General features: G+C 43.6%; 9 protein-coding genes. 6 read left to right on the top strand and 3 right to left on the bottom strand.

The window, feature by feature from the left end; all coding sequences use genetic code 11:
• Nucleotides 1-705 (top strand): OmpA family protein (locus tag AAA943_RS19005; RefSeq protein ID WP_338225905.1); only part of this gene is annotated, 705 nt, incomplete at its 5' end.
• Between the two features lie 88 nt (nt 706-793).
• Here AAA943_RS19005 and rluF read toward each other — a convergent pair.
• The gene (rluF, locus tag AAA943_RS19000) at nt 794-1,519 is read right to left on the bottom strand and encodes a 23S rRNA pseudouridine(2604) synthase RluF (RefSeq protein ID WP_338225904.1); all 726 of its coding nucleotides are present in this window, start codon (nt 1,517-1,519) and stop codon (nt 794-796) included.
• Nucleotides 1,520-1,572: 53 nt separating this feature from the next.
• Nucleotides 1,573-2,853, bottom strand: a complete 1,281-nt coding sequence (locus AAA943_RS18995; protein WP_338225902.1) for a peptidoglycan DD-metalloendopeptidase family protein — start codon at nt 2,851-2,853, stop codon at nt 1,573-1,575.
• A 280-nt stretch (nt 2,854-3,133) separates the two neighbouring features.
• Between AAA943_RS18995 and aspS the strand changes: the two genes are divergently transcribed.
• Nucleotides 3,134-4,888 carry an aspartate--tRNA ligase gene (gene aspS, locus AAA943_RS18990; protein ID WP_338225900.1) on the top strand — a complete coding sequence of 585 codons (1,755 nt, stop codon included), beginning with the start codon at nt 3,134-3,136 and terminating at the stop codon, nt 4,886-4,888.
• Between the two features lie 32 nt (nt 4,889-4,920).
• Here aspS and AAA943_RS18985 read toward each other — a convergent pair whose 3' ends face one another.
• Complete coding sequence (locus AAA943_RS18985; protein ID WP_338225899.1) at nt 4,921-5,610, bottom strand: lysoplasmalogenase; 690 nt, start codon at nt 5,608-5,610, stop codon at nt 4,921-4,923.
• 333 nt (nt 5,611-5,943) lie between these two features.
• On the opposite strand from AAA943_RS18985, the gene AAA943_RS18980 reads away from it, so the two are divergent.
• The 4 genes from AAA943_RS18980 to AAA943_RS18965 all read left to right on the top strand — a co-directional run bounded on the left by AAA943_RS18980 (nt 5,944) and on the right by AAA943_RS18965 (nt 12,403).
• The gene (locus AAA943_RS18980) at nt 5,944-9,192 is read left to right on the top strand and encodes a TonB-dependent receptor (RefSeq protein WP_338225897.1); all 3,249 of its coding nucleotides are present in this window, start codon (nt 5,944-5,946) and stop codon (nt 9,190-9,192) included.
• A gap of 89 nt (nt 9,193-9,281) precedes the next feature.
• Nucleotides 9,282-10,355 carry a DUF481 domain-containing protein gene (locus AAA943_RS18975; RefSeq protein ID WP_338225896.1) on the top strand — a complete coding sequence of 358 codons (1,074 nt, stop codon included), beginning with the start codon at nt 9,282-9,284 and terminating at the stop codon, nt 10,353-10,355.
• A gap of 171 nt (nt 10,356-10,526) precedes the next feature.
• Nucleotides 10,527-11,330: an alpha/beta fold hydrolase gene (locus tag AAA943_RS18970; protein ID WP_338225894.1), complete on the top strand. Its 804-nt coding sequence runs from the start codon at nt 10,527-10,529 to the stop codon at nt 11,328-11,330.
• A complete protein-coding gene (locus AAA943_RS18965; RefSeq protein WP_338225892.1) occupies nt 11,327-12,403 on the top strand; it encodes an efflux RND transporter periplasmic adaptor subunit in 1,077 nt (358 codons plus the stop codon). Before AAA943_RS18970 ends, AAA943_RS18965 begins: the two co-directional genes overlap by 4 nt.
• Nucleotides 12,404-12,406: the final 3 nt, after the last annotated feature.

Raw genomic sequence — 12,406 nt, 5'->3', positions numbered from 1 at the left:
ACCGACTCCAGGGCGAGTGACGAGTACAACATCCGTCTGTCCAATAACCGGGCGAAGGCGGTGACCGAGTATCTGGGGGCGAAGGGCATCAACAGTGACCGTATCCGTCTGGAGTGGTTCGGGGAGAGCCAGCTGGTCAACGACTGCGGGAACGGCAAGCCGTGCTCGGAAGACAGCCATCAGCTGAACAGGAGATCGGAGCTGGTGTTGGAGGCGTTTCCGGATCCGACCAAGAGCTACGACATTCCCCAGGAGCTGAAGGACATGGACTTCTGCCAGCCGGAGGATCTGTTTGAGAAGATCCAGGAGGAGATAGCGGAGATCCCGACGATCTACTTTGACTTTGACAAGTCGATGCTCAGATCGGTGTCGAAGCAGGAGCTGGAGCAGGTGGGAGCGATGCTGAGGAGACTGCCGAACCTGATGCTGTACATCGAGGGGCATACCGACCAGCGGGGCAGTGACGAGTACAACCAGAAGCTGTCCGAGCGCAGAGCGGATGTGGTGCGTGAGTACCTGATCAACCGGGGGATCGAGGAGAACAGGCTGGAGTACCAGTGGTTTGGAGAGACAAGACCGATCCACGACTGCAACACTGTGACCTGTACGCCTGCGATGCACCAGCTGAATAGAAGGACCGAGTTGAGAGTGGGTAAGAGCAGCTTCGGCTACACCGGAAGACAGAAAAAAGTGGATACGATGTAAGCATCGGATCATCCAAAGATATAAAAACCGAAAAGGCCTCAAGAGTGATCTTGAGGCCTTTTTTGATGTTTTGTCTATACTTTAATCATTAAATGGTTTTGGAGCTATCTACCAAAAGTGAATTCAACTCTTCCAACTCTTTTTCACTCAAGTCCCTCCATTTTCCCACCGGAATATCCAGATGGATGTTCATAATCCGTATTCTTTTCAATTGCTTCACGGAATATCCTAAATACTGGCACATCCTTCTGATCTGCCGATTCAGCCCTTGAGTGAGTGTGATTCTGAATTTGAATCTGCTGATTTGCTCTACTTTGCAGGGATCCGTGACCGTATCCAAAATCGGAATACCTGAGGACATCTTTTTAATGAAATTTTTATCTATTGGCCGATCCACGGTTACGATGTATTCCTTTTCGTGATTGTTTTTTGCCCGCAGAATCTTATTGACAATATCACCTTCACTGGTCAACAAGATCAAACCTTCGCTGTCTTTGTCCAGCCTTCCTATTGGGAAAATTCGCTCCTTGTGGCCAATAAAGTCAATGATATTGTCTTTTTCGCCTTTTGTATCTGTAGTGGAAACTATTCCTACCGGCTTGTTGAAAGCAATGTAGACATGATTGGTTTTGGGTTTTCCTACCACTTTACCATCTACTCGGACAATGTCCTGAGGGAAAACTTTTGTGCCTAGGTCGGGAATTTTCCCATTGATGGTGATTCTCCCTTCTTCAAGCAATTGGTCAGCAGCTCTTCTTGAGCAAAATCCTACTTCACTCAGGTATTTGTTTATTCTGATGGAGTTTTGGTCCATAAAAATGGAATGAAGCCGTGTGAAAACTTGCTGGAAGTGAGTAGATTATCTGATTATTCAGATTTAGTAGGAGCTGAAATCGAATTTTTCACAGCCAGGTTTTCACTGTCTGAGATCTTGATTGCCGCTAGCAAGCTCAAGGATTCCATCTTTTTGGATTCAAAAGCCATTCGATTGGCTTCGGAAATAGGCTCCGATGGTGGTATTTCTTCCTTCAGCCAATCTTCTTGCTTTCCGTTTTTCCAAAATCTAAAACAAAGATGAGGACCGGTAGCAAGTCCCGTGCTACCTACATACCCAATTACCTGACCTTGCTGTACTCTGACTCCGGGTTTGATTCCTTTGCCGATCTTGGACATATGAAGGTATTGAGTGGTGTAAGTACCGTTATGTTTGATTTTTACATAATTCCCGTTAGCAGAAGTATATCTGGCTTCCACTACGGTCCCATCACCCACAGTTCGGATTTCTGTCCCAGTTCTGGCTGCATAATCTGTCCCCAAGTGAGGCTTGTATCGCTTCTGTACGGGGTGGAAACGTTTCAGATTGTATCTGGAACTAATTCGGGTGTATTCTAAAGGATCTCTCAAAAAGGCTTTTTTCAAAGAGTTTCCATCCTGATCAAAAAAATTCAATTCTCCGTTTTGCTCAAATGGGATGGCATGGTAGGGTTTTCTTTTGTGCTCAAAATAAGCTAACTGAATACCCGAAACGCCAACTACCTGCCCATCTACTACTTTTTCCTGATATACCACTTTATAAACATCTCCCTTTTGCAGGGCCTGAAAATCAACCGACCATCCAAATAGATCTGCGAATTTGTTGATAATCTGGATCGAAACGTCTTTTTCGTCCATGTCTACATAAAGGGAGCGATCTATAATTCCTCCGATTTCTTTGGTTCTGAATTCGGCTGGCTTTTCAGCTTTGTAAATTTCCAAAGAATCCAAATTGAAGACCACGTATTCGGCCGGATTGGGCTCGTATATAAAAAATTGCGCTTGGGCAGAATCGGCAGGTGTAAGGATGGTAAATTTCTTATTGGCTGCAATCCACCTCACATCAAAGACCTCTCTGGACTTTTTGGCGATTTCGTCTATGATCTGATAGGGAACATTAAAGGGCGAAAGAATAGATGCTAACGTCTGATTTTTATTCACTGTACCCTCCACAATGTTCAAACCCGTGACATTAATTCCATACAAATAGGTTTGGGGGTCAGCTTCCAAGGCTAGCGAATCGAGGGGCTGATCTTCAATTGAATCCGTATCGGCTACTTCTGAGGATAAAATTTGGAAAGTTGCGATGGCTACAGCAAATAAAATTAGAGCCATTAAACCTATCCGTTTGCTTTTCATTGATTTGGAATACTGTTGAGGTGATAAGATTTTATCCAAAGAAGGAAAAAAAGGTCTTTTTTCCAAAGAATATTGGTTGAACGGCATTGCACAACAATTGTACCGCAGCTATTCAAAAAGGAAAACTTTTTCCCTATTTCTGAAATTTTCCAAAACCTTTGATAATTCCCCTCCTTTCTATGGAATCTTTCTGGTAAGTAAGGATATCTCATGGTCAAATATTTATCTTTGACCTCCCAAAATTTAGGATACAAAAATGCTGAGAACACATACATGCGGCGAACTTCGCCTAGACCATGTCAATCAAAAAGTAACCCTTGCCGGTTGGGTGCAGCGGGTAAGAAATAAAGGGGGATTGATTTGGGTTGACCTGAGAGATCGCTACGGTGTCACCCAATTGATTTTTGAAGAAGGGTCTACTGAGAAGGAATTGTTGGAGAAAGCAGCCCAACTGGGAAGAGAGTTTGTGGTCCAAGCTTCCGGTCAGGTCATCGAGCGGACTTCCAAAAACGATAAAATTCCCACCGGCTCCATTGAAATCAAAGCAGAAGAACTCACCGTTCTGAATCCTGCAAAAGTTCCTCCGTTCATTATTGAAGATGAAACAGACGGAGGGGACGACCTGAGGATGAAATACCGCTACTTGGATTTGAGAAGAGGGGTCGTTAGGGAAAAGCTACAGTTAAGGCATCGTATGATGCAGGAAACTAGAAAATACATGGACGGTCAAGGCTTCATCGAGGTGGAAACTCCAGTTTTGATCAAATCTACTCCCGAAGGTGCGAGGGATTTTGTAGTCCCAAGCCGGGTTAATCCGGGCGAGTTTTATGCTTTGCCCCAATCCCCTCAGACCTTCAAGCAGTTGCTGATGGTCAGTGGTTTTGATCGTTATTTCCAGATCGTGAAATGTTTTCGGGATGAAGACTTGAGAGCAGACCGTCAGCCGGAATTTACCCAAATCGACTGCGAAATGTCTTTTGTCAATCAGGAAGATATACTTCAGACTTTTGAAGGTCTGGTGAAAAGTCTTTTTCGGGAGGTAAAAGGAATCGAGCTCGGCGAAGTGGATCGAATGACTTTCGAAGATGCCATGAAAGGCTATGGCAATGATAAGCCTGATCTAAGGTTTGGGATGAAATTTGTCGAATTGGACCACCTGGCCAAAGGCAAGGGATTTTCGATTTTTGATCAGGCAGAATTGGTCGTAGGTATCTGTGCTCAGGGAGCGGCAGGATATACCCGCAAGCAATTGGACGAATTGACGGATTGGGTCAAAAGGCCTCAGATCGGTGCTAAGGGCTTGGTTTATGTCCGATTCAATGAGGACGGAACACTCAAATCCAGTGTAGATAAGTTTTATTCTCAGGAGGATCTGTCGGCATGGGCTGAAGCTTTCGGAGCAAAACCGGGTGACTTGATGCTGGTGCTTAGTGGAGAGGCAAAGACCACCCGAAAGCAGCTATCTGAGCTTAGACTGAAGATGGGTGAGGACCTGGGCTTACGGGATAGAAATGTATTCAAGCCGCTTTGGGTCATTGACTTTCCACTCTTGGAGTGGGATGAGGAGACCAAGCGCTATCATGCCATGCACCATCCCTTTACCTCACCCAAACGTGAGGATATTCCACTTTTGGAGACAGACCCTGGAGCTGTGCGAGCCAACGCCTACGACTTGGTTATCAACGGAGTCGAAATCGGTGGTGGATCCATCAGGATTCATGATCGGGCTACCCAACAATTGATGTTCAGCCATTTAGGATTTACTCCTGAGGAGGCACAGAAACAGTTTGGATTCCTGATGGAGGCCTTCGAATATGGGGCACCCCCACATGGAGGAATTGCTTTTGGCTTTGATCGTCTTTGTGCCATTTTTGGGGGTTCTGACTCGATAAGGGATTATATCGCTTTTCCGAAGAACAACTCAGGCAGAGATGTGATGATCGATACACCAAGCACGATTTCGGAAGATCAGCTTCAGGAATTGTCGATAAAGGTGGCCTTGAAAAAATAAGTCAAAGGATGGTCTCTAGAGGCCATCCTTTTTTATTTCTCCCCGATCAGATAAGAGCGAATACCCATTACTATCAAGAGTTGCGCAGTAGCGTATGTCCCCATGATCAGAATTCCCGCTTCTGGAAAAGACAGATAAAATTTGTCCACAGCCAATATCCCATCGGAAATCAAGAACAGGATGGAACCCACAAACACCTGCCAAAAGCTCGCTGGGATGCATTTTTTATATCGGTCTCTTGCCGTGGCTACCATGGATACGATGACCAGAATGTATCCGATCACGGGGATTTTGAGAATTCCCAGATTGGGATTGATGAGGTAAAAAATAAATGCTGCTGCCAAATAGACCGGGAGATTGAAGAAAAAACTACGGACAAAGTTGACCTGATCTATACGGGTAGCCTGTTTTTGTGCCAACTTAAATCCAATGATATAGCAAACATGCGCAAGGAAAAATGATCCAAGCCCATAGACAAACAGGTTTGGCCACAATAAAAGGACATCTCCAATCCAAGAAAAAATCAAAGCGCCGAGAACGGACTTAGTTAAAAGTGTGCTCGCTATAGGTCGGGTAATGAAAAAAAAGTATCCTATCAACCCCAAGAGAATGAGAGGCTTGGAGAAAAATCTGGAGGCCTGATTTCCCTCGATCAAAAAGGTAAGGTCGACTAGGGTGGCACCCAAAAACAAATAGAGCCAGATGATGTTTTTATCTCTCAAAGCAATAATATTTTGAAATTTAATATAAATCTAAAAGAATATGTGGGTTATGTGTTTTTTTATACATCAATCACTAGATGATTCAAGGTGTAACCTCCATAAGATATAAGCCAAAAAATCCAAATTGGATTACTTTTGGCGAAAATTGGGTTAAAATTTCAAGACTTTTTTCCGAGAAATTCAAAAATGTTTGGAATGGAGGGTTAAGCTTATGTTAAAAAGTGTGAAATTTGCAGGGCAAAATTTAACGTTAACTACCCTTTGAATCAGGAAGTCAACCTTACCTTTGCGACGATTTTAAATCAAAACCAACTCTTACCAAAACAAAAAATTATGAGGCAAAATTTACTGAAGAACTTGCTGGCGATGGTCATGCTGGTGCTGAGCACCGGATATGCCTTGTCTCAGGGTGTGACCACTTCGGGTATTTCCGGTGTGGTGACTGAAGCAAACGGCGAACCTCTACCCGGAGCTAACGTGGTAGCAACTCACCTTCCATCCGGTACCCGTTATGGGGCTGTTTCCAACATTGAAGGGAAATATTCTATTCCAGGTATGCGTGTAGGTGGTCCATACAGAGTTTCTGTTTCTTTCATTGGATATTCCACACAAGAGGTAGAAAATATTGTATTGTCCCTTGGTACATTTTCTAACGTAAATGTGATTCTTGCTGAAGAGGGAACTGAATTGACAGAGGTGGTTGTGACTGCAGAAGGTAGTGTGTTCTCTTCCGAGAGGACGGGAGCTTCAACTTCCATCAACAACAATACAATTTCTAAGCTTCCTACCATTTCCAGAAATATCAATGATTTTACCCGTTTGACTCCTCAGTCCAATGGGCAGTCATTTGCTGGTCAGGACTCTCGATTGAATAACATTACGGTTGATGGTTCTTACTTCAACAACTCATTTGGTCTAGGAAGTGGAAGTAACCCGGGAGGCAGAACAGGTGTTTCTCCTATTTCTTTGGATGCGATTGACCAAATCTCTGTGAATGTTGCTCCTTATGATGTTCGTCAGGGTAACTTTACCGGTGCTGGGATTAACACGGTAACTCGTTCAGGTACCAATGAATTTGAAGGATCCGCATACTATTTCTGGAGAAATAACAACAATGTAGGTACTCAAGCCAAGGAGAATACATTTGATCCGGGAGAATTCAAGTACAGACAAGTAGGTTTCCGTGTTGGTGGCCCAATTATCAAAGACAAATTATTCTTCTTTGCTTCTTTTGAAGATGAAAAAACAACAGAACCTGGAACTACTTTCAGAGCCAACAACGGTGGTGAAGCAATTGGTGGAAACGTAACCCGAGTTCTTGCTTCTGATTTGAACCAGTTAAGTAACTTCTTGAGAGACAATTTCGGTTATGTGACTGGACCTTATCAGGGATATGATCACTCTACAGAAGCAACCAAATTCTTGGTGAAATTTGATTATAACATCAATGACAGAAACAAGCTGAGCGTACGATACAATCACTTGGATTCTTCCACAGATGTATTGCTTTCCAACTCTTCTTCCTTGGGTTTTGGTTCAAGAAGATCGAACCTGAATGGTCTGAATTTCCAAAATTCCAACTATATCATTTTTGAAAATATCAGATCAATCATTGGTGAATTGAATACCCGGATCGGGAATAATATGACCAACAATCTGATTGTAGGCTATACCTATCAAGATGAAAGCCGTGGTTCAAGAGGTCAATTCTTCCCATTGGTTGATATCTTGGAAGACGGAGCTACCTATACCACTTTTGGATTTGAGCCTTTTACTCCAAACAATGAGTTGAGATATAAGACGTTCCAAATTCAGAACAACCTCCAGTATTTCTATGGAAAGCATACTTTCACCGGAGGTTTCAGCTTTGAAAACTATCAGTCTGAAAATGTTTTCTTCCCTGGTGCTCAGTCAGCCTATGTATTCAACTCATTGGACGACTTCTATTCCAGTGCTGATGCATTCTTGACTGGAAGACAGGATACCATCAACGTTAGAAGATTCCAAGTTCGATATTCGAACGTTCCGGGTCAGGTGAAGCCTATCCAGCCTTTGAAAGTAAATTATGCAGGTATCTATATACAAGATGAATATCAAGTGAATTCCAAATTCAATTTGACCGGTGGTTTGAGAATTGATATTCCGTTCTTTGGAGAGACTGCTTTGAGAAATCCGGAAGTAGAAACCTTCAACTTTAGAAATCCAGCTGGGGAGACTGTAAGATTCAGAACAGATCAACTTCCGGGTGCCAATATCCTTTGGTCTCCTAGAGTTGGATTTAACTGGGATGCCTCTGGAAACAAGACGCTACAAGTAAGAGGAGGAACAGGAATCTTCACCGGCAGACCTGCTTACGTGTGGATTTCTAACCAAGTAGGTAACAATGGTATCCTTACCGGTTTCGAAAGACAGGATAATACTGATTCCCGTCCGTTCAATCCAGATCCAGATGCTTACAAGCCAGGTAGTGTAAGTGGTGCTCCGGCAGACAATTATGAATTGGCTCTGACTGAAGAAAACTTCAAGTTCCCACAGGTTTGGAGAACAAACATCGCTGTGGATAAGCAAGTAAAAGGTTTTGTATTCACCGGTGAATTCATCTACAACCAGGACGTCAATGGAGTAGCTTATTACAACGCTAACCTTGCTCCAGCCAACGGAGCCTTTACAGGCCCCCATGAAAGACCTAGATGGGTAGGTGGGAACTCTGCCACGCGAATCAATGGAAAGATTGACAATGCTGTCACTCTTTCCAATCAGGCAGTTGGTAACTCATGGGTAGCTTCCTTCTCTGTGGATTTCCCAACCGTTGCTGGTTTCTCCGGTAAGGCTGCTTATTCCTATGGAGAGTCTAAAAATACAGTAGATCCTGGTTCTATTGCTTTCGGTTCTTGGAACAACAACCCACACAACGGTGATCCAAATAATCCTACTCTCGGATTCTCTTCCAACTTTGCAGGTCACAGAGTATTTACTGCTCTAAGCTACGAAGCGGATCTATTGACCATCGGAAAGACCAATGTGTCTCTCTTCTGGGAGGGCCGAACTCTCGGTAACGGATCTTATGTATATGGTGGGGACTTCAACGGTGACGGTGGATTCAGCAATGACTTGATCTACATCCATAGAAATACAGGTGAAATGAACTTCGAGCAGTTCTCTTCTTCAGGAGTTACTTTCACTCCTCAGCAGCAAGCTGCCGCTTGGGAAGCATTTATTCAACAGGACAAATACCTCAGCGCAAACAGAGGAAGTATAGCTGAAAGAGGTGCGGTGATCATGCCAATGGTATTCCGAGCTGACTTCAGTGCTTCTCAGCAGTTGATCACCAAGAAAGAAGGTCAGTTCCTTGAGTTCCGTGTAGATATCCTCAACGTAGGAAACCTTCTTAATTCTGATTGGGGTGTGGGTCAGACATTTACGTCTACCTCTCCACTGGTACCCAGAGGAGTTGATGCGAGTGGTGCACCTGTATTTAGACTTAGAAATTTCGGACCTCAGTTGATTGACTCCTCTTTCCAAAATACAGTGAGCCCAGCTGACGTATGGAGATTGCAGTTTGGATTGAGATACACATTCTAATCTATAGAAAATCAAAATTTTTAAAGCGCCTCTGAATTCAGAGGCGTTTTTTGTATTTTTTGAAATCCTTACTATTTAATTTTTATCTGATGAAGTTAAAAGCACTATTCTTACTGATTTTACTTTCTTCGGTTACCTTAAGCATCCTGCACGCTCAGACCGATACCTTAATTTTGACCAACAAGGACAAGATCATCGGCGAGATCAAGTCCATGGACAAAGGCGTGATGGTTTTCGAAACGGATTACTCCAATTCTGATTTTAAAATTGACTGGAAAAAGGTCAATCAGGTCTTTTCCCAAACCAAGTTTCTGATTACCCTCTCTGATGGGACCAGGTATAATGGAATGGTAAATAGTCTCAATGACAGCCTGGTCAGAATAATCCCATCCATTCCAGAGAAAATTCTGGACCTAAAAAAGAAAAAACACAAGCAGGACTCCATTCCTCTTGATCCGGTACCGGTGCCAATCAATACCATCGTTTACCTCAATGCCTTGGATGAAGGCTTTTGGAGTAGGCTATCGCTGTACTTTGATGTCGGGACCACCTTGACCAAAGCCAACGACCTGAGGCAATTTACTTTCAATTTGGGTACAGGATATCTGGCTGACCGTTGGAAGGTCAATTTAACCTTGAATAACCTCAGGTCCACCCAAACCGGAACTGAACCTATTGTCCGGAATGAACTGACTTTAGCCTACAACTATTTTCTCCAAAAAGATTGGTACTTGCTTTATAACCTCAACATCCTATCCAATACCGAGCAGCTGTTGGATTTCCGAAACTCCAACATGGTGGGTCTGGGTAAGTACCTAGTGCACACCAATAAAGTGTACTTGGGTTTTCAGGGGGGGATCAACTTGAACAGTGAGAAATTCGCCAATCAGGAAAATTCCGGACGAACTGCAGAAGGATTTTTCGGAGTCGGTTATAATATTTATGATATCGGAGATTTGGACTTGCTGACCTCTGTGATGCTATACCCAAGTTTAAGTACCAAGGATAGAATTCGAAGTGATTTGAAGTTTGATATCCGATACGAATTTAAGTTCGATTTGTATTTTAAAGTTGGAACAACACTCAACTATGACAATCAACCAGTAGAGGGAGCTTCGGACTTGGATTATATCTTTCAGACCACCATCGGATGGAAACTGTAAAGTAATATCTTCCCTCTTCCCCTCTATTGCATCATTTTGAGACATTAGTATCCCCATTATTTTCCTTTGGTGGCATACATTTACCTTCAGTAAGTTTTCCCCTGATGGAAGTGTAAAGGCATGTATTTTTGTGTTGCTCAACTTTTCTTCCCCGGATTGGGTTGTCACTGCATGTTATACCACAAACAGTTTTTACATCCTAGTAGCAGCGAATGGATTGTATTTATTCATGGCGCAGGGGGAAGCAGTGCCGTATGGCATAAGCAGTTGCGGGATTTTCAAAAGGAATTCAATCTTCTGCTCATTGATTTGAGAGGGCATGGCAAGTCGATTGATCTCCCTCAGGCTATTTGGAAGGAAGAATACACCTTTGAGGCGGTCACTCGGGATATCATCGAGGTTTTGGATTATCTTCAATTGCCTCCTGCTCATTTTATGGGGGTTTCATTGGGGACAATTTTAGCCCGGCAATTGGCTGAGATGGAACCTCACCGGGTCAAATCCTTGGTCATGGCCGGGGCGGTCACCCGATTGACAACCCAATCTCGGGTATTGGTTTTCTTAGGAAATACCTTTAAGAAAATCATTCCCTACATGTGGTTGTATCGGCTTTTTGCTTTCATCATCATGCCGAGAAAACAACATGCGGAGTCCCGAAATCTGTTTATCCGAGAGGCTCAAAAGTTGTGTCAGAAGGAATTTATACGCTGGTTCAAATTGACCAAAGATATCAATCCTCTCCTAAGGTATTTTAAGGAAAAAGACATCAATATTCCCACCCTCTACGTGATGGGAGACCAGGATGTGATGTTTTTGGAGCCGGTAAAAAACATCGTCAATCATCATAAAAACTCATTTCTGAAAATACTTGACCGCTGTGGTCATGTCGTCAATGTAGAGCAACCCGAACAATTTAATCTACTATCCATCGCCTTTATCAAAAACCAACCACTCTCACCTGCTTTTTCTCAATGAAACCACAAACCAAAACTATCCTGATTATCGGAATTCTGCTGATTATTGCTGCTGCTTTCCTTTATCCAAGGCTAAGCAATCAAAGAAGTCAGCCCGAATCTTCCGGTCCGGTAGGGGGTGGTGGCCAGCAGGCCTTGCCGGTAAGTGTAATTAGATTGAAAAACGATACGTTGAGGAACCAGCTTCAGGTAACAGGAACCATACTCCCCAATGAAACGGTCAACCTTCGCTCTGAAATTTCCGGCTTGGTTACTCAAATCAACTTCAAAGAAGGACAATATGTATCGAAAGGAACTCCTTTAGTTTACCTCAATGATGACGAACTTCAGGCACAGTATCAGCGTCTCCAATATACACAGCGACTCTTTGAAACGCAGGAAAACAGACAAAAGCAGCTATTGGCCAGAGAAGCGATCAGTCAGGAGGAATACGATATCGTGCTCAACCAGTTCAATACGGCCTTATCCGACATTAAGCTCGTGGAAGCCCAGCTGTCCAAGACCGTCATCAGGGCCCCCTTCAACGGGATTCTTGGGCTGAGACAGATTTCCGAAGGTTCGGTGATTGGTACCAGTGATGTGATTGTGAACATTGTAAATATCGATCCCATAAAGATCGAGTTTTCAATCCCTGAGCGATATGCCAATCAAGTCAAGGTAGGTTCACCGGTTTTCTTTTCCAACGAAAGCTCTCCTGTGGAAGTAAGAGGAGAAGTTTATGCTTTCGAGCCTCAGGTGGATTTAGCAACCCGAACGCTCAAACTCAGGGCACAAAGCCCCAATAGAGACCGGAGATTCCTTCCGGGAATGTTTGTCAAAATCAGATTTGTTCTGGAAATAGTAGAAAATGCCTTGCTTGTGCCCGCTGAGTCAGTTATTCCTGAGCTCGATGGATACAAGGTATTTGTAGCTACTTCCGAAGGCAAAGTGGAAGAAAGAAAAATAGAAATCGGAACCAGAACCGATACTCAAGTCCAGGTTTTGTCTGGACTGAAGGAAGGCGAGCTGGTACTCACTACGGGTGTGATGCAAGCAAGGCAGGGAATGCCTATCGAACCTACCATTATCAATTAATTT

Source organism: Algoriphagus confluentis (genome assembly GCF_036245625.1).
Lineage (GTDB): Bacteria > Bacteroidota > Bacteroidia > Cytophagales > Cyclobacteriaceae > Algoriphagus > Algoriphagus confluentis.
This window is presented reverse-complemented; position numbering and strand designations above follow the sequence as displayed.

Bases quoted from the DNA above. Each gene is read 5' to 3' on its own strand.
- rluF (WP_338225904.1), bottom strand. From the start codon at position 1,519: ATGGACCAAAACTCCATCAGAATAAACAAATACCTGAGTGAAGTAGGA.
- AAA943_RS18995 (WP_338225902.1), bottom strand. From the start codon at position 2,853: ATGGCTCTAATTTTATTTGCTGTAGCCATCGCAACTTTCCAAATTTTA.
- aspS (WP_338225900.1), top strand. From the start codon at position 3,134: ATGCTGAGAACACATACATGCGGCGAACTTCGCCTAGACCATGTCAAT.
- AAA943_RS18980 (WP_338225897.1), top strand. From the start codon at position 5,944: ATGAGGCAAAATTTACTGAAGAACTTGCTGGCGATGGTCATGCTGGTG.
- AAA943_RS18975 (WP_338225896.1), top strand. From the start codon at position 9,282: ATGAAGTTAAAAGCACTATTCTTACTGATTTTACTTTCTTCGGTTACC.
- AAA943_RS18970 (WP_338225894.1), top strand. From the start codon at position 10,527: ATGTTATACCACAAACAGTTTTTACATCCTAGTAGCAGCGAATGGATT.
- AAA943_RS18965 (WP_338225892.1), top strand. From the start codon at position 11,327: ATGAAACCACAAACCAAAACTATCCTGATTATCGGAATTCTGCTGATT.